Below are 22,363 nucleotides of genomic sequence, written 5' to 3'. Positions count from 1 at the left end.
TCATGCAACCGGTCTAGACCAAGTCGGGGCGATTATGCCAGCCAAGAGATGGCGATGGCCCAATGGTCAGAAGGCGGTGTTGAGCCGATCCATGAGTGCGCGGGCCGGACTGTCGGCCAGCGGCGCGTCCGGCGACAGCATCCGCTCCTCCAGCCGCGCCACCCGGCCATAAAGCTCCTGGCTCGCCTCGATCAGCGATCGGGCGGCGAAGGGGAAGTCGCCGGCAATGCCAGGATCGGTGGCGGTGGCGCGGCCGAGCCGATATTTCTCATCGGCCACGTCCGCATCGCCAATCTCGCCACGCTGCCAGGCGCGCTGACTGAGCAGCCAGGCGATGATGTGCATCAGCCGGGTCGTGACCTTGAGCGATTCACAGGCGAAGGACACGCGGCGCAGCGGATCGTCGGCGGCAAACTGCCCGGCCTCGTCCGCGTCGAAATAAGAGCGCGCCTCATCCGCCATCACCATCGCCTCCATATAGAGGCCATCGACAAGGCGGCGATGAAGACCGGGATCAAGGGCGGCTGCGTTGCGCATAGGCCTAGCTGACATATCGCGGGGCGATTGTCAGGGCCGTGGATGGCGCCGGAAGCCCGCCTGTCCCATTTGGGATCGCTTTACGCCGCAGTCCCGCAATTTTGCGACGCGGCGGACGCATCAGGCGATGATATCCGGGACCAGCGCGTCTTCGAGCGCGACGATCTCGTCCCGCAGCCGCAGCTTGCGCTTCTTGAGGCGCGCGACCTGCATCTGGTCGCCCACCCCGCCATCGACCAGCGCCGCGATCACGGCGTCGAGATCGCGATGCTCGACCCGCAGCAGCTCCAACCGGCGCATAATGTCTTCGCGGCTCACCAAGCCCCCGCCTTCCGAACCCAACATAGCCTCTCCTGATAGCCCGGCGCAGGCGCGCGGGCCATCGCAATTTTACCGACGGCCCATCGCAAAGCGCGAATCATCGCGAGACAGGTCCGCCGAATCATGATCTACTTCGTCATCCATCACCCTCGTAAGGAGAATGTCATGGAAAATTCCCACGTTTCAGCTCTTTCCGCAAAGCATGCCGGGCTCGAAGCCCGGATCAAGGCCGAGTCGAGTCGGCCGATGCCCGACGACATTCTCGTCGCCTCGCTGAAGAAGCAGAAATTGCGGGTCAAGGAAGAGATGCAGGGCCGACATTAAGCCCATTCCGCACGGAAAAGGCCGGGGCCGGATCACCGGACCGGCCATTTTCCTGCCAGCGGGAGGCAGCGCATCGATCCGGCCAGAACCCCGGCCAGATTTTCGACATAGTGCAACGGATGACGCCTAGCCGGGGAAGATGACCTGGCGATGACAGGCGTTGGGCATGGCAGCCTTCGCCTAACGCTCGCCCCAAGTGGAGGCGTCGCGGCGGCATGGAACAGGCCGCATATGAAAAAGCCCCGCGCGGCGAACCGGCAGGGCCTTTTGCCAACCCATTTATATCATCGATATCAGCGGCGCGTGATCGTCGCGGAACGCAGATAGTCCGGCAGGGCCTGCCGCGACACGCCATTGGCAACCGGCTTGCGCGCCAGTTGCGGATCGATCGGCGCGTCGAAGGCAAAGCCGATCTTGTCATCGCGCGACCAGGCGACCGCCCCCTCGACCAGGCCAACACCGCGCAGTTCGAGACGAAGACGCGTGCCGGCAGGAATGGCGCGTTCGCAATCCGCCATCAGGCCGGTGGCAGACAGATTGCGCACGCGCGCCTTGCCCAGATCGACGCCATCGATCGTGCTGAGGCTGGTGAGCAGGAACAGGCTGTCGCGCGGCGCGGAACGAGCCGGTCCCCGATCAGAATTTCCCGTTTCCTTGTCCATGACTATTCCCGCAAAATGACACTTGGCCAACAGGATAGTCACGCGACGTGGAGAAAGGGTTAACCGCCGCAGGGGGTTAATCGTCGCGGGAGACTTTTTCCTGACGCTCGTGCCGCTCCTGTGCCTCGACCGTCATGGTCGCGATCGGACGGGCTTCCAGCCGGCCCAGCGAGATCGGCTCGCCGGTGACTTCGCAATAGCCATATTCGCCTTCGTCGATACGGCGGAGCGCCGCGTCGATCTTGGAGATCAGCTTGCGCTGGCGGTCGCGGGTGCGCAGCTCGATCGACCAGTCGGTCTCGCTCGATGCGCGGTCGTTGAGGTCGGGTTCGCGCAGCGGTTCATTCTGCAGCACAGCGAGCGTGCCTTCAGCTTCGGACAGGATCTGTTTCTTCCAGTCCCAGAGACGCTGCCGGAAATATTCCTGCTGCAGGGGGTTCATGAATTCTTCGTCAGCCGACGGACGATAATCGTCCGGGAGTGTTACGGTCGATTTTGGCGGCTTCACACCGTCTTTATCGGAATTCAGTACCGATGCCATCTGGCTCTCCGACTCGAGAGGCCCCGGCGCTGTAAGTTCCGGGCGCCCATGACTTTTGTTTGAGCGGGCCTCATAGCCACCGCGACGAGGCGATACAAGCGGACAATGCGCACTCCGGCGCATCCCCTAGGCCAGCTGACGCACCCGGAACGGACAGCGCGACTCCATCAGGGTTTTCCCCGATCTCGCCATCCGGATGTTCATGCAGCCCATCCTTAACGTTCCACAATGACACGTTAACCATTGCGATTGACTCAAACGCCCGGTTTTTCGGACCTTTTACGGCGCAAAGATGGTTAATGCCCTTGCAGTTAACGCTTTATTTTGCGTTGGTATGCAGTAGGGAATGGCAGGGTTCACGCTACGGAAGGGTCCGATGGCGCGAATGGGTAAACAGGACTAGAGAAGATCCTATGTCGGTTCGGATGGCTTTGGCAAAATTGTGCGCCTGCACTTGTGGCGGCGCCATCATTGGCGGGGGCGCCGTCCATGTGGCGGAAAATGCGCGTCCGGCAACGGTCTACAGCACCAAGAGTGTGAAGGCCAAGCCGCGCCAGCGCGTCCTGGCCACGGCCAAGCGCCCGCCGGCCAAGAAGCCCGACCCGATCCGCTTGACCGTGACCACGCCGTCGCCGCCCATCCCACTGCCCCCGCCGCCGGTGCAGGCCGCCCTGCCCCTGATGGCGGGTGGACCGACTCCGACCGCAGCGCCGATCGGCGGTAGCAGCGGCTTTGGCGGCAGCAGCGGTTTCATCGGCGGCTTCTTTGGTGGCGGCAGCAGCGGTGGCGGCACGGTGGTGATCTCCACCACCGGTTCGACCGGTTCGAGCGGTTCGAGCGGGTCCAACTCGCCCACGCCGCCAACCTCCACCACCAGCACGACGACCACGTCGAGCGGTTCGGATTCGCCGACTCCGCCGGGTGGAACGACCACGACGACCTCGACGTCGACCTCTACGTCGACATCGACCTCTACGTCCACATCGACGTCGACCTCTTCCTCTTCGGGTGCGACATCGACCTCGACGTCCAGTTCGACCTCAACCGGATCGTCGAGCTTCGGCAGCACGTCGTCGAGCAGCTCGACCAGCAGTTCGACGTCGACCTCGACATCATCGGGCACCTCTTCGGGCACGCCGCCGCCTCCCGCGCCGCCGCCGCCGACCGATGTGCCGGCGCCGCCGATGGTGCTGCTGTTCGGCGCCGGTGCCGCCGCGCTGCTGATGCGCAAGCGCCTGGCCGATCGCAATACGGAGCTGTCCATCGAGGGCCATGGCCCGGCCAAGCCGATCCCGATCATCCGTACCGGCAATATCTGAGCCGGCACTGTCCGAGAACCAAAAAGGGCGGCCCTGGGGCCGCCCTTTTCTTTTACCGACAGGATTTCCCGCTCAACTGCGGGCGATGATCTTCTCGATCTCACCGACCGGATGATTGGCCAGATCCTTGGCGATCTCGCCGACCAGCCGGTCCTGCACTTCCTTGTGATAATGTTTGCGCATCTCGCCCAATGCCGTGGGCGGGGCGACGATGATCAGCTTCTCATAATCCTGAGCAAAGGCGCGGCGCTTGAGCAGGTCGGCCGCCTCCGCCGCGAAGCGTGCCTCTTCCAGTTCATGGAAATCGGTCTGTTCCATGCTGCTGCGATGGCTGCCAACCGAATTGAAGGCGCGGCCGGGCGCGTCCGATGCCTGGTCCCGGTCGGCCGGATTGTCCTGCACCTTCACCTCTTCCGCCTCCAGCTGGGGAAAGGCGCGGTCGCCCTTGTTGCGGAAGAAGAGCAATTTGCGCCCGTCCGCCACCAGCACCATCGCATCATGATCGATCTGCATCGCCTTCTCCTTCATTTTGTGGATGCATCACCAACGGGTGAAGGCGCACAGGGTTGCGTGGCCTCGTTCGCGGCGGCATAGGGCAGCGATGCACGACATCCGCTTCATCCGCGAAAATCCCGCCGCTTTCGACGCCGCTCTGGCGCGCCGTGGCCTGGCCCCGCTGTCCGCCGACATATTGGCGCTGGACGAGAAGAGCCGCGCGCTCAAGACGGAACTGCAGCAGGGGCAGGCCCGCCGCAACGAGGCGAGCAAGGCGATCGGCCAGGCGATGGCGGCCAAGGACATGGTTAAGGCCGAGGCGCTGAAGGCCGAGGTCGCGGCGCTCAAGGAAGGCACGCCCGCGCTGGAAGCCGAAGAGGCCGAGGTCGGCGCGGCGCTCAATGCCATGCTGGCGGCGATCCCCAACCTGCCCGCCGACGACGTGCCGCAGGGCGAGGATGAAGCCGGCAATGTCGAGCTGAGCCGCTGGGGCAATATCCGCGCATTCGATTTCGCGGCGCAGGACCATGCCGATTTCGGCCCGGCGCTGGGACTGGATTTCGAGGGTGGCGCGGCCCTGTCGGGCGCGCGCTTCACCGCGCTGCGTGGCCAGATGGCGCGGCTGCACCGGGCGCTGGCGCAATATATGCTCGACACCCAGAGCGGCACCAACGGCTATGAGGAAACCAATCCGCCGCTGCTGGTGCGCGACGAGGCGCTGTTCGGCACCGGCCAGTTGCCGAAGTTCGCCGAGGATCTGTTCCGCACCACCGATGGCCGCTGGCTGATCCCGACCGCCGAGGTATCGCTGACCAATCTGGTCGCCGAACAGATCGTGCCGACCGATGCCCTGCCGGTGCGGCTGACCGCGCTGACCCCCTGTTTCCGGTCGGAGGCCGGATCGGCCGGACGCGACACGCGCGGCTTCATCCGCCAGCATCAGTTCGAGAAGGTCGAGCTGGTCGCGATCTGCGCGCCCGAGGAATCGGACGCCGAGCATGAGCGGATGGTGCAGGCGGCCGAGGGCATTTTGCAGGCGTTGAACCTGCCCTATCGCAAGATGCTGCTGTGCAGCGGCGACATGGGCTTTGGCGCGCGCAAGACCTATGACCTGGAAGTCTGGCTGCCGAGCCAGGCCACCTATCGCGAGATCAGTTCCGTCTCCAACTGCGGCGATTTCCAGGCGCGGCGGATGAATGCCCGCTACAAGCCGGAGGGGGAGAAGGCGACGCGCTTCCTCCACACCCTTAACGGATCGGGCCTGGCGGTCGGCCGCACGCTGGTCGCGGTGCTGGAAAATTACCAGCAGGCCGACGGCAGCGTGATCGTGCCCGACGTGCTGGCCCCCTATATGGGCGGCATCACCAAGCTGGAGCCGCGATAAAAGGGAACGGGCGATGCGCATCCTCCTCACCAATGACGATGGCGTCCATGCGCCGGGGCTGAAGGTGCTGGAGGCGATCGCCCGCACCCTGTCCGACGATATCTGGATCGTCGCGCCCAGCGAGGAACAGTCCGGCGCGGGCCACAGCCTGACGCTGACCCGCCCGCTGCGCATCCGCAAGCATGGCGAGAAGCATTATAGCGTCACCGGCACGCCGACCGACGCGGTGATGATGGCGGTCGGCCATCTGATGAAAGACGCGAAACCCGACCTGGTCCTGTCGGGCGTCAATCGCGGCGCCAATCTGGCCGAGGACGTGACCTATTCGGGCACCGTCGCCGCCGCGATGGAGGGCGCGATTTCCGGCATCAAGTCGATCGCGCTGAGCCAGGTCTATGCCCGCGAGGCGATGGGCGACGCCGTGCCCTTTGCTGCGGCAGAGGCCTGGGGCGAGCGGGTGCTGCGCCCGCTGATCGCGATGCCGGCCAGCCCGCGCCTGCTGTTCAACGTCAATTTCCCCGCGATCGACCCGGACAGGGTCAAGGGCGTGCGCGTGGTGCGGCAGGGCTTTCATGACATCGACCGGACCAAGATCATCGAGGGCACCGACCCGCGGGGCTATCGCTATTACTGGTTTGGCCTGGACCGCAGCGATTCCGCGCCCGAGGGGACCGATCTGGCGGCGATCGCAGAAGACTATATCGCGGTGACGCCGCTTCATTATGATCTGACGCAGGATGGCGCGCTGGCGGCGACGGCGCAGGCATTTTCGGACTGATTAACGCTCCGGGGGGAGACCATATGGCTGGACATTCAAGGGGGCGGCGCTGGCTGCCCATGGCGCCGCTGCCGCTGCTGCTGGCGGGTTGCATCCCTGCCCCGGTACAGGACAGCGCGCCCTATGCCGCGCCCCTGCCCCCGGCCCAGCCGGCGCCCGCCATTCCGCCATCGCCCAGCATGCCGCCGCAACCGGCCCAGCGCCCCTCGTCCGAACCGCAGATGATCGAGCGCAAACCGGTCTGGACCGCACAGCAGGTGACGGCGAACGCCCGGACGGTGGCTGCCAGCACCTATAGCGTGCAGCCGGGCGACACGCTGCGCGGCATCGGCAACCGCACCGGTGCGGGATCGGACGCGATCGCGCGGGCCAATGGGCTGGCGCCGCCCTATGCGCTGCGGCCGGGGCAGAGCCTGTCGATCCCCGGCGGGCGCTATCATGCGGTGGCAGAGGGGGAGACCGGCATCGCCATCGCCGTGGCCTATGGCGTGCGCTGGAGCGACATTGTCGACATCAATGGCCTGACCGAACCCTATGTGCTGCGGCGCGGGCAGCGGCTGCTGCTGCTCGGCGGCGAGACGCCGGCCGCCCCGGTGGCCGCAGCGCCGGTCCGGGCGCCCGCATCCAGCCTGGAGCAGCGCGCCGCCGCCTTCCGCATCGATATCGACGATGTGCTGACCGGCGGCCAGCCCGCTGTCGCGGAGGAGAAGCCGCGCACGGTGGCCAAGGCCCAGCCCCGCCCCCTGCCCTCCAATGTGGCGATCGCCCAGCCCGGCGGTTTCTCCGGCCAGTTCGCCTGGCCGCTCAAGGGCAATATAATCTCGCACTTCGGCCCCGGCGAAAGCGGCGCCAAGAATAACGGCATCGACATTGCCGCGCCGATCGGCACGCCGATCCGGGCGGCGGCCGACGGCGTCGTCGCCTATGCCGGTGACAGCATCGCGGTGTTCGGCGGCCTGGTCCTCATCACCCATGGCAGCGGCTGGGTCAGCGCCTATGGCCATGCCAACCGGATCGACGTGGTGCGCGGGCAGAAGGTGACGAAGGGCCAGGTGATTGGCCTCAGCGGTGACACAGGCTATGCCAGCAAGCCGAAGCTGCATTTCGAGCTGCGCAAGGACCGGGTGCCGATCAATCCCATGACCCAATTGCCCACCCCATGAAGATCGCGCCGCCGCCTTCGGCATCGCCCATGGCCGGCTTCTTGCGGCGGCGGTCGGCGCTGCCGGTGTGGGCGGACCTGGCCTGGCGGGTTGTGCTGGTCTTTGGCCTGATCGCGATCGTGCTGGCGCTCCACTGGTTCGGGCGCGACGGTCTCAAGGACAATTATGACGACCAGATAAGCTTCATCGACGTGCTCTATTTCACCACGGTCACCGTCACCACGGTCGGCTATGGCGATATCGTGCCGGTCTCGCCCGAAGCGCGCCTGTTCGAATCCATCTTCGTCACGCCGATCCGGCTGTTCGTCTGGATCATCTTTCTGGGCACCGCCTATAATCTCTTCTTCCGCAACATCCTCTACAGGTGGCGCATGGCACGCATTCAGGCCGATCTGCACAATCATATCGTCGTCACCGGTTTCGGTACCAGCGGCCAGGAGGCGGTGAACGAGCTGCTGGCGCGTGGCACCGACCCGCGCGAGATCGTGGTGATCGACGGCAGCGAGAAAGCGCTGGACCATGCCGAGGCGCTGGGCTGCAACGTGCTGTGCGGCGACAGCACGCGCGACAAGACGCTGAAGGACGTGGCCATCCACCGTGCCCGCACGATGATCGTGTCGGCCGGGCGCGACGACACGTCGATCCTGATCACCTTGACCGCGCGTCACCTGGCCCCGCGCCTGCCGATCAGCATCGTCGTGCGCAACGAGGATAATGAAGTGCCCGCGCGCCAGGCCGGCGCCACCACGGTCATCAACCCGGTCAGCTTTGCCGGGCTGCTGCTGGCCGGCAGCACCAGCGGCAAGCATATCGCCGACTATATGGCCGATCTTGCCGCATCGGGCGGCCGGGTGAAGCTGCACGAACGGCCAGTGCTGCCGCAGGAAATCGGCCAGCCGCTTTCGGCGATCGGCACCGGGCTTGGCGTGCGCATCTATCGCGGCGACCATCCGATCGGCTTCTGGGAGGAAGGCGCGCGAGCGCTCCAGACCGGCGACTGCATCATCGAGATCGTGGAAGAAACCGGCGCCACGCCCCGCCCCGACGATCAATAGGTTCAAATCAGCGACAGACTGAACATGTTTGTTGCGTCACAGCAACATAGAGCAAAATTCGTGCTACCAACGGTGCAGCGCAGCATGCGGCCAATTGCCTTGCTGTCATAGAATGGCAACACTCCCCCTCAGGTCTGATTTTTGAGGGGTAGAATATGCGCTTGAAAAATGTCCTGAAAACCGGCGTTCTGCTGTCCGCCTTCCTTTATAATGCACCGTCTTTCGCCCAATCCGCCGCGCCGCAGGCCGAGGATGCCGGGGCCATCATCGTCACCGGATCGCGCATCCGCCAGAATCCGCTGGACCAGGACAAGCCGATCGTCACGGTCGATCAGGAAGCGATCGCGCGGACCGGCCTTTCCTCCATCGCCGACGTGCTGCAGCGCATTCCGAGCGCTGGCGGCGGCCTCAACACCAAGGTCAACAATGCCGGCAATATCGGTGGTCCGCCCGACGGCACCGGCGTCAGCTCCGGCTCGGCCGAAATCGACCTGCGCTACCTGGGCGCCAAGCGCACGCTGATCCTGGTCGACGGCATGCGCTATGTGAACGGCTCGGCGGCCGGTGGCATTCCCGCCTCGGTCGACTTGAACTCCATCCCCGCCAGCATGATCGAACGGGTCGAGGTGCTGCAGTCCGGCGCCTCCCCGCTCTATGGCTCCGACGCGGTTGCCGGCGTCGTCAACATCATCACCAAACAGTCGCAGAAGGGGCTCGATCTGTCCGCCCAGTTCGGCACCTACGAACAGGGCGATGGCGAAACCTATGACCTCAACGCCAGCTATGGCCTGCAGTCCGATCGGGTGTCGATCGTCTTCGGCGGCAATTATGTGAAACAGCAGAGCGTGCGGACCGCCGACCGCTCCATCTCGCGCTATCCCAATCCCGGCCAGACCAGCTGCGCCGACCCGATCGGTGGCTGTTCCGGTGCCACGCCCAATGGCCGTTTCATGATCGGCGACGAGGATCTGACGCTGATCGCGCCGGTCAGCGGGCGCCCGACCTATCCGGGAGACTTCAAGAATTTCACCTCGGCCGATCGCTATAATTTCGCGCCGGAAAATTATCTGCTGACGCCATCGGAACGCTATGGCGGCTTCCTCAACGCCAAATTCGAATTTTCCGACAATGTCAGCCTGCGCACGCGGCTGGTCTATCAGCATCGCAGTTCGACCACCCAGGCGGCGCCGCTGCCGCTGTTCGTCGGCCCGGATGCGGGCAACGGCAATCTGCTCGACACGATCAGCATCGATGCGACCAATCCCTATAATCCGTTCGGCTTCACCTTGTCGTCGGGTGCCAATGGCGAGCCGGCTACCTATTCGCTGATCGCCCGTCGCTTCGTCGAGGGCGGGCCGCGCATCTTCAGCCAGGATGTCGACACCTTCACCATGCAATCGACGCTCGAAGGCTCCTTCGGGGTCGGCGACAAGACATGGTATTGGGACGTCAACGGCATGTATGGCAGCAATGACGCGCATCAGGTGTTCACCGGCAACCTGAACGCCGCCAAGCTGTCCCAGGCACTCGGTCCGGTCGCGGGCTGCACCGGCGATTGCGTACCGTTCAACATCTTCGGCGGGGCCGGGTCGATCACCCAGGCCATGCTCGACTATGTGACCTTCGACCAGAAGGATCGCAGCACGCAGGAATTGTGGGACGCCACCGCCAACCTGTCGGGCGAATTGTTCGACCTGCCGGGCGGCGCGGTTGGCTTCGCCGTCGGCTACGAGCATCGCAACCAGCGCGCCAGCTACACCCCCGACCCGATCATCACGGCGGGCCTGGGCGCCGACGTGCCGACCAGCCCGGCCGCCGGCAGCTTCAATGTCGATGAAGTCTATGGCGAAATCCGCATCCCGATCCTCGCCGACGTGCCCTTCTTCCAGAAGCTGGAACTGGACGGCGCGGTGCGCCATTCCAACTATAGCAGCTTTGGCAGCAACACGACCTTCACCGTGTCGGGCCTGTGGAAACCGGTCAGCGACCTGCTGCTGCGCGGCGGCTATGCCGAGAGCCTGCGTGCGCCCAGCATCGGCGAAATGCATGCCGGGCGGTCGCGCACCGATCAGACGATCAACGACCCCTGCACCAGCGCAGCGGGCGGATCCTGGGACAATCCGACCGTGCGCGCCAACTGTATTGCCAATGGCGTGCCGGCCGATGGCAGCTATGACGAGCCGACCGGTGGCCAGCTGGGCGTCTTTTCCAGTGGCTCGACCAACCTGAAGCCGGAAACCGCCAAGACCTGGACCGCCGGCATGGTCTACAGCCCGGCCTGGGCACGCAACGGCTTTGCCAGCGCGCTCAGCCTTGAGGTCAATTATTATAATATCCGCCTAAAGAACGCGATCGACTCGGTGCCTGCGACGCTGACGCTGCGCCGCTGCGCCTTCGATGCCGATCCGGTCAGTTGCGCATCGATCAGCCGCACGCCCAGCGGTCTGGTCGCCGGCATCGACGCCACGCTGCAGAATCTCAACGCCATCAACACCGACGGCATCGACGGATCTTTAATCTATCGCTCCAAGCCGGTGGGCGACGGCACGGTCGGCCTGACGGTCAATGCAGCCTATCTGCTGAGCTATGACATCAAGGCCCCGGCCGAGCTCAATGCGCCGACCATCAAATGCGCCGGCACCGAACGCTGCGGTTCGGTCGACCAGGCCTATCCGCGCTTCAAGGCGACCACCACGCTCGACTATTCGGCCGATGCCTGGGGCGTTTCCTTCACCGGCCGCTATATCAGCAAGGTGACGGAGAGCGACGGCCATGTCATGGGATCGACCTTCTATGGCGACATGCAGGCCTATTTCTCGCCGGCCTGGCTCGACCATCGCACCCGGCTGACGATCGGCGTCAACAACCTGTTCGACAAGGATCCGCCGGCCTGCTTCACCTGCGACAGCGCCAATTTCGACCCGACCACCTATGATGTGCCGGGCCAGTTCGGTTACATCCGCCTGTCCTACAAGATGTAACGGATCAAGGGCTTAGCTAGAACGAAGGGCGCGTCCATCCGGGCGCGCCCTTTGTCTTTTCGGCTACCCCGTGACATTTGGCGCAAAAATCCCTATGTGCGCGCCGATCATGGCAACCAAAATCCCAGACGCGCCGAAGATCGGCATGGTTTCGCTCGGCTGTCCGAAGAATCTGGTCGACTCCGAACGTATCCTGACCAAGCTGCGTTCCGACGGCTATCAGATGTCCGCCGACTATGCCGGCGCCGACGTCGTGCTGGTCAACACCTGCGGCTTCCTAGATTCCGCCAAGGAGGAATCGCTCGAGGCGATCGGCGAGGCCATGGCCGAAAATGGCCGCGTCATCGTGACCGGTTGCATGGGCGACGAAGCGGACGTGATCCGCGCGAAATTCCCGCAGGTGCTGGCCGTTACCGGCGCGCATCAATATGAGCAGGTGGTCAATGCGGTGCATGATGCATCGCCGCCCATCCCCAATGCCTTCATCGATCTGGTGCCCGAGGGCGGGCTAAAGCTCACGCCGCGCCATTACAGCTATCTGAAGATTTCAGAGGGCTGCAACCATCGCTGCTCCTTCTGCATCATCCCCTCGATCCGTGGCGACCTGGTGTCGCGGCGCATCGACGCGGTGCTGCGCGAGGCGGAAAAGCTGGTCGCGGCCGGCACCAAGGAATTGCTGGTCATCAGCCAGGATACCTCGGCCTATGGCGTCGACACGCGCCATGAGCCGCGCATGTGGAAGGGCCGCGAGGTCCGCGCCCATATGACCGACATGGCGCGCGAGTTGGGCCAGTTGCGCACGGCGGACGGCGTCGCCCCCTGGGTCCGCCTCCACTATGTCTATCCCTATCCCCATGTCGACCATGTCATTCCGTTGATGGCGCAAGGGCTGCTGACGCCCTATCTCGACATTCCCTTCCAGCATGCTTCGCCGAGCGTGCTCAAGGCGATGAAGCGCCCGGCCAATGAAGCCAAGGTGCTGGATCGCATCCGCAAGTGGCGCGACATCTGCCCCGACATCGCGATCCGCTCCAGCTTCGTCGTCGGCTTCCCCGGCGAGACCGAGGCGGACTTCCAGTATCTGCTCGACTGGCTGGACGAGGCGCAGCTCGACCGCGTCGGCGCCTTCCGCTTCGAGCCGGTCGAGGGCGCTGCCGCCAATGACCTGCCAGGCGCGGTGCCCGAAGAGGTCAAGGAAGAACGCTATCAGCGGATCATGGAAAAGACCGCCGCGATCAGCGCCGCCAAGCTGCAGGCCAAGGTCGGCCGGGTCATGCCGGTGATCATCGACGAGGTCGGCGAGCCCGACGAGGAAGATGGCAGCATCGGCGCCACCGCGCGCAGCCAGGCTGACGCGCCGGAAATCGACGGCAATGTCTTCCTGCGCGACGTCGGCGAAGGCCGCAAGGCCGGCGACATGTTCGACGTGCTGATCGAGGATGCCGACGATCACGACCTGTACGGCGTGCCGGCCTGACCGATCGGGAACCGGATATCAGGGCCTGGCGAAGGCATCCTGATATTCGGTCTTGATCGCCTTGTAGATCGCCGCATCGACCGGCAGCTTGATGTCATAGCTGCCCTCGGCATAGGGGCCGGCGCCATAGGGGCCGATCGTCACCTGGATGCCGTCGATCAACTTGCCGTCGCGCGATGTCGGCGCCAGCACCTGCTTCATCGGATCGATGCATTTGGTGAAGTCGTCATCGCCCGGCACCACCGGCGCGCCGCGCTTTTCCGCCCGCGCCCGGTCCAGCGCCTCGCAGAAACTGTCATGGATCGCCGCTGCAAAGGCCGCTTCGGAGGTCAGCAGCGCGCCGAAATCGGTTTCGCGCCGCCGCTCCCTGTCCCACAGCAGCGCTTCATAGCCGGTCATGCCATGGGCGCCGCCAGTATACATGTAATTGGCGGATTCGAGCGCCAGGAAGCGCGGCGTATCGGCCATCACGCTCCAGCGCGTCTCGCGGCTGTGGGCGTGGAAGGGGAAGCCCGCTTTCCTGGCTGAGTCCCGGTCCTGCGTCGCCATCTTGAGCGCATCGGCCTTGTTCTCGGCCATGGCGCGGGCAAAGCGATCGACCAGCGTCGGGATCGCCGCCGCCTGCGCCGGATAGGCGTAGAGAAATTCCAGCAGCTCGGTCTTGTCCGACTGCTCGAATGGTTTGGCGGGTGGGGCTGCGGGGCGCGTGGTGCCGGCCATGCGATCGGCAAAGGCACGCATCGTCGCATTGGCGGGCATGTTGCCGCCGGGCGTGTCGTCCTCAGTCGATTTCGAGCAGCCGGACAGCAACAGGGCTGCGAGCAGCAGCCCCGTCGTCCCGTTCCCCCACCCTGCCCGCATCAGTGCGGCTTGGCCGTCAGGCAGCGTTCGCTGATCGCCTTGCGCGCATAGTCGCCGGCGAGCGCGCGATGGATATTGGGCCAGCCTTCGGCCACCAGCGCCTGCTCGACCGCATGGGCGTTGGCGAACTGGCCGCTTTCGGCCAGCGCATAGGCGCGGGCGCGCAGCGCCTGCAGGCCGCTATTGTCGGAACGGATCATGGCTACTCTCCTTGCCGTTTATTATGAACTGGAACCTAGGCACTCGGGCCACAATAGGCAAATGCCCTGACGGCCGACCGGGTTTCCACCGGGACGAAAGAAGATGCAAAAATGGCCCGTTCCCATGTGGAGCGCTTTCTCCTACATCCCTGTGCATGACCGAATTTGCCGACCTGCTCAAAGCCGATAATGGCCAGCCCGCCCGTTCCATCCAGTTGATCGAAGCGGCCGAGCTGGACGCCTGGTTCACCGCCCAGCCCGAGCGGGTCCGCGCCCTGATCAGCGCCCAGAAATTCCACGCCAAGCCGAACGAGCATGCGATCATCCCCGGCGAGGGGCAGAGCGACTGGTCGGTCGTGGCCGGAGTGGCCAAGCGCGACGCGCTGGGTAGCTGGTGCCTGGCCAGATTGGCCGAAAGCCTGCCCGAGGGCAGCTATCGCCTGGCCGAGGGGGGCACCGGCGCGGCGGCGCTGGGCTGGCTGACGGCGCAATATCGGTTCGAACGCTATCGCAAGGATGAAGGCGCGGCCGGCCCGCGCGTGCTGCTGACCGGCGACGTCGCCCGGATCAAGGCGATCGTGCAGCAGGCCGAGGCGGTGGCGCTGGTCCGCGATCTGGTCAACACGCCGGCCGCCGACATGGGGCCGCAGGATCTGGAAGATGCCGTCCGCCAGCTGGCGCAGGCCCATGGCGGCGAGGTGCAGGTGACGCGCGGCGATGCGCTGGAGCAGGGTTTCCCGATGATCCATGCCGTCGGCAAGGCGGCGGACAAGAGCTTCGCCCCGCGCCTCATCGAAATGAGCTGGGGCGATCCCAGTGCGCCGCGCATTGCCGTGGTCGGCAAGGGCATCTGCTTCGACAGCGGCGGCCTCGACATCAAGCCATCATCGGGCATGCGCCTGATGAAGAAGGATATGGGCGGCGCGGCCCATGCGATCGCGCTGGCCCGGCTGATCATCGGCGCGCGCCTGCCAGTGCGGCTGCACCTGCTGGTGCCGACCGCCGAAAATGCCATCAGCGGCAATGCCTTCCGCCCCGGCGACATATTGCGCAGCCGGCAGGGGCTGACCGTGGAGATCGGCAATACCGACGCCGAGGGGCGGCTGGTGCTGGGCGACGCGCTGACCCGCGCGGGTGAGGAAAAGCCCGAGCTGATCGTCGATTTCGCGACCCTGACCGGCGCGGCGCGCGTCGCCGTCGGCCCGGACCTGCCGGCGCTGTTCACCAATGACGAGGCGCTGGCGAGCGACATCGCGGCGGCCGGCACGGCGGTCGACGACCCGACCTGGCGCCTGCCGCTGTGGGACGGCTATTATGACATGCTGAAGTCCGACATTGCCGACATGAACAATGCCGGCGAAGGCGGTTTTGCCGGCGCGGTGACCGCCGCCCTGTTCCTGCAGCGCTTCGTGCCGGAAGGCACGGCCTGGATCCATCTCGATACCTTCGCCTGGCGACCGGCGGCGCGTCCTGGCCGGCCCAAGGGCGGCGAGGCGCTGGGCCTGCGCGCGGTCTTCCGCCTGCTCCAGCAGCGCTATGACGGCGCGCGATAGCCAAACTGCAATATCCTGCGATCCGTTACGCAACCGGATTGGCTATCATGCGTTAGGGGGGCATGAACGCGCTCGCTTCCCCGCAACAGGCCGCCCAGATCGACCGTCCCGGCATACAGCCGCTCAGCCAGTGGATGCGGACCCTGGTGGATTATGTGCGATCGGGGAAACCCGACCTCACCAACCGCCAGATGGCCCTGATGCTGACCGTCTATATCGGCGATGGCCCGCATACCGTGCGCGGCCTGGCCGAGCAGTTGCACGTATCCAAGCCGGTCATCACCCGCGCGCTGAACAAGCTTTCGGCGCTCGGCTATCTCCGACGAGAGCGGGATGCGGCCGATCGGCGCAATATTTTCATCACCCGCACGTCGAAGGGCGCGGAATTCCTTGACGCCTTTCACCATTTCATCGCAGGAACCGCGCGCGATGACAGGCCAGATCAACACCACGCGGAACGCACCGCCTGAAAGAACCCGGTTCAAGCTGGACGGCAGATCCGTAGCGCTCGACCACCGCGTCCATGCGGCGCGTGGCGATCTTGCGGACATCTCGCTCGCCGGCGTGCTCTTTTCCGCCCATCATGCGCGCGCGGTCGAACTGACCTGCGTGGCGCCCGGTGCGCCGATCCTGTCCCAGCCCTCGCACAATGCCGAGGCGGTCAGCGAATTGCTGCGCGGCGAAAGCTTCCATGCGCTCGACGTCACAACCGACTGGGCCTGGGGCTTTTGCGGGCATGACGGCTATGTCGGCTATATCCGCCGCGACTCACTGGACGTGAAGGAGGCGGTCAGCCACCGCATCGTCAACCAGAGCGCGCCGCTGTTCAGCCGCGCCGACATCAAGGCGCCGATCGCCGATCACTGGCCGCTGGGCGCCCGCTTCGGCGGCGAGGCCGAGGACAGCTTCCTCGCGACCGGCGACGGCTTCATCCATGGCCGCCATGCCGCCCCGCTCGACTCGCGGGAAAGCGACTGGGTCGCGGTGGCGCAGCGCTATCTGGGCCAGCCCTATGTCTGGGGCGGCCGTGGCCATCGCGGCATCGACTGTTCGGGGCTGGTGCAGGTTGCGCTGGGCGAATGCGGCATCGCCGTGCCACGCGACACCGACCTGCAATGCGAGGGCATTGGCGCGCCGATCGAGGCGAGCGCGCCGTTGCAGCGCGGCGACCTGGTCTTCTTCCCCGGCCATGTCGGGATCATGACCGACGCCACCCATATGCTGCACGCCAACGCCCATTGGATGGCCGTGGTGGTCGAGCCACTGGCCGATGTCGTCGCCCGGCTGGCGCCCGACCATGAACAGCCGATCATCGCGCGGCGGAGGATTGCCCCATGACGACGAAGATCTTCATCGACGGCGGCCATGGCACCACCGGCATCGAGATTGCCGATCGGCTGGCCGACCGGCCCGAACTGTCGCTGATCACGGTCGATGAAAAGGATCGCCGCAACATGGCGGCCCGGCGCGACGCGCTGAACGCGGCCGATATCGTGATCCTGTGCCTGCCCGACGATGCCGCGCGCGAATCCGTGTCGATGATCGACAATGACCGCACCCGCGTGATCGACGCATCGACCGCGCACCGCGTCGCCGACGGCTGGACCTATGGCTTCCCCGAACTGGAGCCGGGCCATCGCGAGCGACTGGCCAACAGCCGCTTCGTCGCCAATCCCGGCTGCTGGCCGACCGGCTTCCTGGGCCTGGTCCGTCCGCTGGTACTGGCCGGCCTGCTGCCGGCCGACTGGCCGGTGACGGTATCGGGCGCGTCGGGCTATTCGGGTGGCGGCAAGGCGATGATCGCCGAATATGAGGGCGCCGAGGGCGCCCCGACTGCCTTCCGCGCCTATGGCCTGAGCCTGGCGCACAAGCATGTGCCGGAAATGACCCGCTATTCGGGCCTGGCCCATCCGCCGCTGTTCGCGCCGGCCGTCGCCAATGCCTATCGCGGCATGCTGGTGGAAGTGCCGTTGCAACTGCGCGCCATGCCCGGCACGCCATCCCCGGTGGACATCCATGCCGCGCTGGCCGCCGCCTATGCAGGATCGCCGATCGTCAGCGTGACACCGCTGGCCGACAGCGAAGCCATGGCACAGATTGAGGTCGAGCATGTCGGCGCGACCGACCGCCTATCGCTGTCGGTGTTCGGCAATGCGCAGAGCGGACAGGCCCGCCTGGTCGCAACGCTCGACAATCTGGGCAAGGGGGCGGCGGGCGCCGCCGTGCAGAATCTCAATATCCTGGCCGGCCTGCCGGAAACTGCCGGCCTGCGGCTCTAAAGCGCCTTCAGCCAGACAGCAAAAAGGGCCGGCGCGTTCCATGACGCTCCGGCCCTTTTGCGTTCAGAAGATCAGTGGATCGTGCCGAGCGGCTGGTGATGAGCGAGCAGCACGATCAGCCGCTCGATCTGGCGCCAGTGGCAGAAATGGATGTGGTTGCCGAGGTCGCGGCTGCGATCGGCCCGCGCCGCCGCCTCATAGCCGGCATTGGCGCCGAAGGTCGCGATCAGTTCCGTTGCATCCTCATAGCTCTTTCGATCCGAAAGATATGGCATGTGCATGCGACCCCCGATTTTTGCGCGCCCTTTCCCCTCCCCTATCAACCCCCATGCCAGTTTGGCGCTTTGGCGCAGCAGGCCGATGACGAGGGTGAACAGGCAGTTAGCCAAGTCCCGCAGCGGGACAGGCGCGCCATTTCGGGACGCCGGCCGTTCCGATCCGGGACAGGGGAGACGCGGGCGACAAGCGACTGGCCATGGGCGGCGGGCCATGGCAAGGATGAGCCATGAACAAGGCGAAGAATCCGACCGGCGCGGGCGCCATCATCGCATTGCTGATCATGGCCGGGGCGATCGGCGGCGGCCTGCTGGGCCAACCCAGCATCGGCCTGCTCGTCGGCACCGGGGCCGGCATCCTGATCGCCCTGCTGCTGTGGCTGCGCGAACGAAAAGCTTAACTAACCACCCGCGATACGGAGCGCCTTGCCGGGCGCCGCATCGCCGCATAGATGTGGCGACATGAAGAAGCATTTCATCGCCATCCCCCTCGTCGCGCTGGTCATTGCCGGCGGCGCCTTCCTCTACTTCGCGCAGGGCGACACGGCCCAGTTGCCGGCCGGCGCCGATGTCGGCCGGGAACCGCGCTTCACCACGCCGCGCAACGAGTTTTTCCCGACCGTTAACATCGCCGAGGTCAAGCCGTGGAAGGCTGGAGAGAAGCCGGTCGCGGCCAAGGGTCTGGTGGTCGAGCGCTTTGCCGAGGGGCTGAGCCATCCGCGATCGCTGCTGCGCCTGCCCAATGGCGACATATTGACGGCCGAGACCAACAGCCAGCCCCGCCCGCAGACCGGCATCGTCAGCCGCGTGATGAATTTCCTGATGAACAAGGCCGGCGCCGGCGTCCCCTCGCCCGACCGCATCAGCCTGCTGCGCGACACCGATGGCGATGGCAAGGCGGACACCAAGACGGTGTTCCTGAGCGGCCTCTATTCGCCCTATGGCATGGCGCTGATCGGCGACACCCTCTATGTCTCCAACACCAATGCGCTGATGGCCTTCCCTTATAAGGAAGGCGAGACCAAGATCAGCGACAAGGGGCGCAAGATCCTGAACCTGCCCGCCCAGGCGCCGAACATGCACTGGACCCGCAGCCTGACCGTCGGCCCCAACGGGCTGCTCTATGTCGGCGTCGGATCGAACAGCAACATCGGCGAAAATGGCCTGGAAAGCGAAGCGAACCGCGCCGCCGTGCTGGAGGTCAATCCCAAGACCGGCGACTATCGCATCTATGCGTCGGGCCTGCGCAATCCGGTCGGCCTGGCGTTCGAACCCAAGAGCGGCGTGCTGTGGGGCGTGGTCAATGAGCGCGACATGCTGGGCGGCGACCTGGTCCCCGACTATCTGACCCGCGTCGAATTCGGTGCCTTCTATGGCTGGCCGTGGAATTACTGGGGCGGCTATGAGGACCGCCGGGTCCAGCCGCAGCGGCCGGAAATCCGCGAATATACCAAGCGCCCCGACTATGCGCTGGGCAATCATGTCGCGCCGCTGGGCCTCAGTTTCTCCAAGGATGTGCAGCTTGGCGCCGCCTATGGCAATGGCGCCTTTGTCGGCCTGCATGGCAGCTGGAACCGCAAGCCGGCCGCCGGCTACAAGGTCGTGTTCATTCCGTTCGAGGATAATGGCGAAGTCGGCAAGGCCAAGCCGACCGACGTGCTGACCGGATTCCTCGACGCACAGGGCGCGGCGCGTGGCCGCCCGGTCGACGTGACCGTGGACGCCAAGGGCGCACTGCTGGTGGCGGACGATGTCGGCGGTGTCGTCTGGCGGGTGACCCGCGCACAATAATCTTGGGCGCCCGGCCGATGCGTCGAAAAAACTTGTTCGCAAGACCAGACGCTTAATTTCGGCCGGGCGACAGCCGGGATATATTGCCCCGTTCGCGCGCTGATGCTTCATGCGACAGGCGTCCAAGATGAAACCGATCGAACCGGCGGAGCTATATCAGCTGCGGGCGGACAGCGCGCGGCGATCCCTTCATCACTTGCGCATGGAAGCGCTGGGCCAGCCGGACCGACGACAAGGCTATGACCTGGAGCATGACCGACGGCTGGCGGAAATGTATTTCAACACCTTCGCCGCGCTCGCCCATCGACAACGTCACAGCGACACGCTGAGCCTGGCCCGCGTCATCAAGACGATGGCGGATGCCGCGCCGCTGTGCGACACCGCCGTCGATCCGCCGCGTTGCCGCAAGGAACTGGACCGACTGGTCGACGAATTTCTGAGCCTGGCCGAAAAGGACAGCGACTGAGAATCAGACCGAGAGGCCGTGGCGGCCGGCGAGTTCGACCACATATTGCCAGGCGACGCGGCCCGAGCGGCTGCCGCGCTGGGTTGCCCACTGGATCGCGTCGAGCGGCTCGACGCTGAGTCCCAGCGCCTGGGCATAGCCCTCGACAATGGCGACATAGGCGTCCTGATCGAGCGCATGGAAGCCCAGGCTGAGGCCGAACCGGTCCGACAGCGCCATCTTGTCATCGACCACGTCGCGCGGATTGATCGGATCATCCTGTTCCGACAGGTTGCGCGGCACGATATGGCGGCGGTTGGACGTCACATAGAGGCGGACATTGGCCGGACGCGCGGCGGTGCCGCCCTGGAGCAGCGAGCGCAGCGCACGGGCATCCCCCACGCCTTCGTCAAAGCCCAGATCGTCGAGGAACAGGATGAAGGGCCGGGTCGTGCTGCGCAGCAGGGTGAAGAGCGCCGGCAGGCTGGCCAGTTCATCGATCGCGCATTGCAGCAGGGCGATGTCCTGCCCTTCCGCCTGAAGCTTGCCGACCACCGAAGCCACGGTCGCCGACTTGCCGGTCCCCCGCGCCCCCCACAGCAGCACGTCATGCGCGGCATGGCCGGCGGCATGGCGACGGCTATTGTCCAGCAGCGCGCTCTTTTGCGCATCGATGCCGGTCAGCAGGTCATAATCCACCGGGTCGAACGCATCCACAGCGCGGATCGCCACCCCGTCCCACACATAGGCGGGAGCAGCCGCAAGGTCGGCAGAGGAAGCCGGCGGCGGCGCGAGCCGTTCGAGCGCTTCGGCGATACGGGTCAGCAGGGCGTCGTTCATGGCGCCGGATTAGCCGGGCCACGCCGTTGCGGCAAGCTTTGCCAACAATGTCATGTCACTGTCGCAATGGCCTTTTACTGCAGCGTTCCGGGGTCTATATCGCGGGGGTCGTGACTATCCCAAATCCAGCCTTTTCCACCAGGGTCTGCCGCTATGGCGCGGAAGCGCTTCGCGAGGCAGCCTTGCTGATCCGCGCCGGCGAGCCCGTCGCCGTTCCCACCGAAACCGTCTATGGCCTGGCGGCCGATGCCACCGATTCCCAGGCGGTCGCGGGCATCTACAGCGCCAAGGGGCGGCCCAGCTTCAACCCGCTGATCGTCCATGTCGCCGACATGGAGATGGCGCGGCGGCTGGCCGATTTTTCGCCCCAGGCCGAGCAGCTTGCCGCCCGCTTCTGGCCGGGGGCGCTGACCATGGTGCTGCCGGTGCGGGCCGATAGCGGCCTGTCGCCGCTGGTGATGGCCGGCCTGCCGACCGTGGCGCTGCGCCTGCCCGCCCATCCGGCGATGCGCGCGCTGATCCGCGAGAGCGGTAGGCCGCTGGCGGCGCCTTCGGCCAATCGCAGCGGATCGATCAGCCCCAGCCGGGCCGAGCATGTGCTGGCGAGCCTCAACGGCAAGATCCGCATGATCCTGGACGAAGGCCCGACCAGCGAAGGGCTGGAATCGACCATTGCCGCACCCGAAGCGGACCGCATCCGCCTGCTGCGCCCCGGCCCAGTCACGGCCGCGATGCTGGAGGAGGCCAGCGGCCTGCCGGTCATCACGGGGAAGGACAATGCGAAGATCGAGGCGCCCGGCCAGCTCGAAAGCCATTATGCGCCGTCGAAGCCGGTGCGGCTCAACGCGCTGCGGGCGGAGAAAGATGAATATCTGATCGGCTTCGGGCTGATGCCCTGCCATCTGAACCTGAGCGTCGACGCGGATCTGCGCGAGGCAGCGGCCAATCTGTTCGCCGCGCTGCACGTCGCCGATGCCAGCACCCAGGAGCGGATCGCGGTCGCGCCCATCCCCGACGAGGGGATCGGCACCGCCATCAACGACCGGTTACGTCGCGCCGCGGCCTGACCGGTCGATCTGACG

Annotated in this window: 26 protein-coding genes; 16 read left to right on the top strand and 10 right to left on the bottom strand. The window is 65.6% G+C overall.

What is annotated here, in order from left to right; translation table 11 throughout:
* Positions 1–66 precede the first annotated feature (66 nt).
* Complete coding sequence (locus AC13EK_RS22655) at positions 67–537, bottom strand: DUF1465 family protein (protein WP_010337951.1); 471 nt, start codon at positions 535–537, stop codon at positions 67–69.
* A 120-nt stretch (positions 538–657) separates the two neighbouring features.
* The gene (locus AC13EK_RS22650; protein ID WP_069337576.1) at positions 658–837 is read right to left on the bottom strand and encodes a YdcH family protein; all 180 of its coding nucleotides are present in this window, start codon (positions 835–837) and stop codon (positions 658–660) included.
* Between the two features lie 186 nt (positions 838–1,023).
* Here AC13EK_RS22650 and AC13EK_RS22645 point away from each other — a divergent pair, with 186 nt between their 5' ends.
* On the top strand, positions 1,024–1,182 hold the full coding sequence (locus AC13EK_RS22645) for a YdcH family protein (protein ID WP_010337949.1): 159 nt from the start codon (positions 1,024–1,026) through the stop codon (positions 1,180–1,182).
* 293 nt (positions 1,183–1,475) lie between these two features.
* Here AC13EK_RS22645 and AC13EK_RS22640 read toward each other — a convergent pair whose 3' ends face one another.
* The 3 genes from AC13EK_RS22640 to AC13EK_RS22630 form a co-directional block, all read right to left on the bottom strand.
* On the bottom strand, positions 1,476–1,844 hold the full coding sequence (locus tag AC13EK_RS22640; RefSeq protein WP_004211402.1) for a PilZ domain-containing protein: 369 nt from the start codon (positions 1,842–1,844) through the stop codon (positions 1,476–1,478).
* 76 nt (positions 1,845–1,920) lie between these two features.
* Positions 1,921–2,385, bottom strand: a complete 465-nt coding sequence (gene dksA, locus AC13EK_RS22635) for an RNA polymerase-binding protein DksA (RefSeq protein ID WP_004211401.1) — start codon at positions 2,383–2,385, stop codon at positions 1,921–1,923.
* Between the two features lie 520 nt (positions 2,386–2,905).
* A complete protein-coding gene (locus AC13EK_RS22630; RefSeq protein ID WP_483022395.1) occupies positions 2,906–3,520 on the bottom strand; it encodes a hypothetical protein in 615 nt (204 codons plus the stop codon).
* A 49-nt stretch (positions 3,521–3,569) separates the two neighbouring features.
* On the opposite strand from AC13EK_RS22630, the gene AC13EK_RS22625 reads away from it, so the two are divergent.
* Complete coding sequence (locus AC13EK_RS22625; RefSeq protein WP_017501572.1) at positions 3,570–3,704, top strand: hypothetical protein; 135 nt, start codon at positions 3,570–3,572, stop codon at positions 3,702–3,704.
* 72 nt (positions 3,705–3,776) lie between these two features.
* On the opposite strand, the gene AC13EK_RS22620 is transcribed toward AC13EK_RS22625, so the two are convergent.
* Positions 3,777–4,217, bottom strand: a complete 441-nt coding sequence (locus AC13EK_RS22620) for a host attachment family protein (protein ID WP_029547763.1) — start codon at positions 4,215–4,217, stop codon at positions 3,777–3,779.
* An 88-nt stretch (positions 4,218–4,305) separates the two neighbouring features.
* Between AC13EK_RS22620 and serS the strand changes: the two genes are divergently transcribed.
* The 6 genes from serS (at position 4,306) to rimO (ending at position 13,037) form a co-directional block, all read left to right on the top strand.
* Complete coding sequence (gene serS, locus AC13EK_RS22615; RefSeq protein ID WP_069337579.1) at positions 4,306–5,583, top strand: serine--tRNA ligase; 1,278 nt, start codon at positions 4,306–4,308, stop codon at positions 5,581–5,583.
* A gap of 13 nt (positions 5,584–5,596) precedes the next feature.
* The gene (gene surE / locus AC13EK_RS22610) at positions 5,597–6,361 is read left to right on the top strand and encodes a 5'/3'-nucleotidase SurE (RefSeq protein WP_069337580.1); all 765 of its coding nucleotides are present in this window, start codon (positions 5,597–5,599) and stop codon (positions 6,359–6,361) included.
* A 59-nt stretch (positions 6,362–6,420) separates the two neighbouring features.
* The gene (locus AC13EK_RS22605) at positions 6,421–7,524 is read left to right on the top strand and encodes a peptidoglycan DD-metalloendopeptidase family protein (protein ID WP_483022394.1); all 1,104 of its coding nucleotides are present in this window, start codon (positions 6,421–6,423) and stop codon (positions 7,522–7,524) included.
* On the top strand, positions 7,521–8,579 hold the full coding sequence (locus AC13EK_RS22600) for a potassium channel family protein (RefSeq protein WP_069337582.1): 1,059 nt from the start codon (positions 7,521–7,523) through the stop codon (positions 8,577–8,579). Before AC13EK_RS22605 ends, AC13EK_RS22600 begins: the two co-directional genes overlap by 4 nt.
* 155 nt (positions 8,580–8,734) lie before the next feature.
* Positions 8,735–11,560, top strand: coding sequence for a TonB-dependent receptor domain-containing protein (locus AC13EK_RS22595; protein WP_069337583.1), 2,826 nt, complete (start codon positions 8,735–8,737; stop codon positions 11,558–11,560).
* A 94-nt stretch (positions 11,561–11,654) separates the two neighbouring features.
* Entirely contained in the window at positions 11,655–13,037 is a 1,383-nt protein-coding gene (rimO, locus tag AC13EK_RS22590; RefSeq protein WP_170828709.1) for a 30S ribosomal protein S12 methylthiotransferase RimO, read from the top strand.
* 18 nt (positions 13,038–13,055) lie between these two features.
* On the opposite strand, the gene AC13EK_RS22585 is transcribed toward rimO, so the two are convergent.
* Together AC13EK_RS22585 and AC13EK_RS22580 are read right to left on the bottom strand one after the other, a co-directional pair.
* Complete coding sequence (locus tag AC13EK_RS22585) at positions 13,056–13,898, bottom strand: DUF4163 domain-containing protein (protein ID WP_069337584.1); 843 nt, start codon at positions 13,896–13,898, stop codon at positions 13,056–13,058.
* A complete protein-coding gene (locus AC13EK_RS22580; RefSeq protein ID WP_004211387.1) occupies positions 13,898–14,098 on the bottom strand; it encodes a hypothetical protein in 201 nt (66 codons plus the stop codon). Before AC13EK_RS22580 ends, AC13EK_RS22585 begins: the two co-directional genes overlap by 1 nt.
* A 155-nt stretch (positions 14,099–14,253) precedes the next feature.
* Between AC13EK_RS22580 and AC13EK_RS22575 the strand changes: the two genes are divergently transcribed.
* From AC13EK_RS22575 to argC, 4 genes are all read left to right on the top strand, one after another.
* Positions 14,254–15,651, top strand: a complete 1,398-nt coding sequence (locus AC13EK_RS22575) for a leucyl aminopeptidase family protein (protein WP_069337585.1) — start codon at positions 14,254–14,256, stop codon at positions 15,649–15,651.
* Between the two features lie 62 nt (positions 15,652–15,713).
* The gene (locus AC13EK_RS22570) at positions 15,714–16,121 is read left to right on the top strand and encodes a MarR family transcriptional regulator (protein ID WP_004211384.1); all 408 of its coding nucleotides are present in this window, start codon (positions 15,714–15,716) and stop codon (positions 16,119–16,121) included.
* Positions 16,081–16,989 (top strand): C40 family peptidase, encoded by a 909-nt coding sequence (locus AC13EK_RS22565; protein ID WP_483022393.1) that lies wholly within the window; start codon positions 16,081–16,083, stop codon positions 16,987–16,989. Before AC13EK_RS22570 ends, AC13EK_RS22565 begins: the two co-directional genes overlap by 41 nt.
* Positions 16,986–17,930, top strand: coding sequence for an N-acetyl-gamma-glutamyl-phosphate reductase (gene argC / locus AC13EK_RS22560; protein ID WP_069337587.1), 945 nt, complete (start codon positions 16,986–16,988; stop codon positions 17,928–17,930). Before AC13EK_RS22565 ends, argC begins: the two co-directional genes overlap by 4 nt.
* Before the next feature lie 71 nt (positions 17,931–18,001).
* Here the strand turns inward: argC and AC13EK_RS22555 are convergent, their stop codons facing one another.
* Positions 18,002–18,205 carry a hypothetical protein gene (locus tag AC13EK_RS22555; protein WP_004211380.1) on the bottom strand — a complete coding sequence of 68 codons (204 nt, stop codon included), beginning with the start codon at positions 18,203–18,205 and terminating at the stop codon, positions 18,002–18,004.
* A gap of 230 nt (positions 18,206–18,435) precedes the next feature.
* Here AC13EK_RS22555 and AC13EK_RS22550 point away from each other — a divergent pair, with 230 nt between their 5' ends.
* From AC13EK_RS22550 to AC13EK_RS22540, 3 genes are all read left to right on the top strand, one after another.
* The gene (locus tag AC13EK_RS22550; RefSeq protein WP_010337933.1) at positions 18,436–18,606 is read left to right on the top strand and encodes a hypothetical protein; all 171 of its coding nucleotides are present in this window, start codon (positions 18,436–18,438) and stop codon (positions 18,604–18,606) included.
* A 61-nt stretch (positions 18,607–18,667) separates the two neighbouring features.
* Positions 18,668–19,996: a PQQ-dependent sugar dehydrogenase gene (locus AC13EK_RS22545; RefSeq protein WP_069336705.1), complete on the top strand. Its 1,329-nt coding sequence runs from the start codon at positions 18,668–18,670 to the stop codon at positions 19,994–19,996.
* Positions 19,997–20,123: 127 nt separating this feature from the next.
* Positions 20,124–20,462, top strand: a complete 339-nt coding sequence (locus AC13EK_RS22540) for a hypothetical protein (RefSeq protein ID WP_234792201.1) — start codon at positions 20,124–20,126, stop codon at positions 20,460–20,462.
* Between the two features lie 3 nt (positions 20,463–20,465).
* Here the strand turns inward: AC13EK_RS22540 and AC13EK_RS22535 are convergent, their stop codons facing one another.
* Positions 20,466–21,281: an ATP-binding protein gene (locus AC13EK_RS22535; protein WP_004211373.1), complete on the bottom strand. Its 816-nt coding sequence runs from the start codon at positions 21,279–21,281 to the stop codon at positions 20,466–20,468.
* Between the two features lie 110 nt (positions 21,282–21,391).
* Here AC13EK_RS22535 and AC13EK_RS22530 point away from each other — a divergent pair, with 110 nt between their 5' ends.
* On the top strand, positions 21,392–22,348 hold the full coding sequence (locus AC13EK_RS22530; protein WP_029547760.1) for an L-threonylcarbamoyladenylate synthase: 957 nt from the start codon (positions 21,392–21,394) through the stop codon (positions 22,346–22,348).
* Positions 22,349–22,363: the final 15 nt, after the last annotated feature.

Source organism: Sphingobium sp. L-44 (genome assembly GCF_056859495.1).
The sequence above is the reverse complement of the archived record's forward strand: the minus strand, read 5'-3'. Positions and strand labels throughout refer to the sequence as shown.

Coding starts and splice junctions, on each gene's coding strand:
- AC13EK_RS22600 (WP_069337582.1), top strand. CDS start 7,521: ATGAAGATCGCGCCGCCGCCTTCGGCATCGCCCATGGCCGGCTTCTTG.
- AC13EK_RS22640 (WP_004211402.1), bottom strand. CDS start 1,844: ATGGACAAGGAAACGGGAAATTCTGATCGGGGACCGGCTCGTTCCGCG.
- AC13EK_RS22555 (WP_004211380.1), bottom strand. CDS start 18,205: ATGCCATATCTTTCGGATCGAAAGAGCTATGAGGATGCAACGGAACTG.
- AC13EK_RS22570 (WP_004211384.1), top strand. CDS start 15,714: ATGAACGCGCTCGCTTCCCCGCAACAGGCCGCCCAGATCGACCGTCCC.
- argC (WP_069337587.1), top strand. CDS start 16,986: ATGACGACGAAGATCTTCATCGACGGCGGCCATGGCACCACCGGCATC.
- AC13EK_RS22575 (WP_069337585.1), top strand. CDS start 14,254: ATGACCGAATTTGCCGACCTGCTCAAAGCCGATAATGGCCAGCCCGCC.
- AC13EK_RS22585 (WP_069337584.1), bottom strand. CDS start 13,898: ATGCGGGCAGGGTGGGGGAACGGGACGACGGGGCTGCTGCTCGCAGCC.
- AC13EK_RS22645 (WP_010337949.1), top strand. CDS start 1,024: ATGGAAAATTCCCACGTTTCAGCTCTTTCCGCAAAGCATGCCGGGCTC.
- AC13EK_RS22540 (WP_234792201.1), top strand. CDS start 20,124: ATGAAACCGATCGAACCGGCGGAGCTATATCAGCTGCGGGCGGACAGC.
- surE (WP_069337580.1), top strand. CDS start 5,597: ATGCGCATCCTCCTCACCAATGACGATGGCGTCCATGCGCCGGGGCTG.
- AC13EK_RS22620 (WP_029547763.1), bottom strand. CDS start 4,217: ATGCAGATCGATCATGATGCGATGGTGCTGGTGGCGGACGGGCGCAAA.
- AC13EK_RS22535 (WP_004211373.1), bottom strand. CDS start 21,281: ATGAACGACGCCCTGCTGACCCGTATCGCCGAAGCGCTCGAACGGCTC.
- AC13EK_RS22565 (WP_483022393.1), top strand. CDS start 16,081: ATGACAGGCCAGATCAACACCACGCGGAACGCACCGCCTGAAAGAACC.
- AC13EK_RS22605 (WP_483022394.1), top strand. CDS start 6,421: ATGGCGCCGCTGCCGCTGCTGCTGGCGGGTTGCATCCCTGCCCCGGTA.
- AC13EK_RS22580 (WP_004211387.1), bottom strand. CDS start 14,098: ATGATCCGTTCCGACAATAGCGGCCTGCAGGCGCTGCGCGCCCGCGCC.
- AC13EK_RS22655 (WP_010337951.1), bottom strand. CDS start 537: ATGCGCAACGCAGCCGCCCTTGATCCCGGTCTTCATCGCCGCCTTGTC.
- rimO (WP_170828709.1), top strand. CDS start 11,655: ATGTGCGCGCCGATCATGGCAACCAAAATCCCAGACGCGCCGAAGATC.
- AC13EK_RS22550 (WP_010337933.1), top strand. CDS start 18,436: ATGAACAAGGCGAAGAATCCGACCGGCGCGGGCGCCATCATCGCATTG.
- dksA (WP_004211401.1), bottom strand. CDS start 2,385: ATGGCATCGGTACTGAATTCCGATAAAGACGGTGTGAAGCCGCCAAAA.
- AC13EK_RS22595 (WP_069337583.1), top strand. CDS start 8,735: ATGCGCTTGAAAAATGTCCTGAAAACCGGCGTTCTGCTGTCCGCCTTC.
- AC13EK_RS22625 (WP_017501572.1), top strand. CDS start 3,570: ATGGTGCTGCTGTTCGGCGCCGGTGCCGCCGCGCTGCTGATGCGCAAG.
- AC13EK_RS22545 (WP_069336705.1), top strand. CDS start 18,668: ATGAAGAAGCATTTCATCGCCATCCCCCTCGTCGCGCTGGTCATTGCC.
- AC13EK_RS22650 (WP_069337576.1), bottom strand. CDS start 837: ATGCGCCGGTTGGAGCTGCTGCGGGTCGAGCATCGCGATCTCGACGCC.
- serS (WP_069337579.1), top strand. CDS start 4,306: ATGCACGACATCCGCTTCATCCGCGAAAATCCCGCCGCTTTCGACGCC.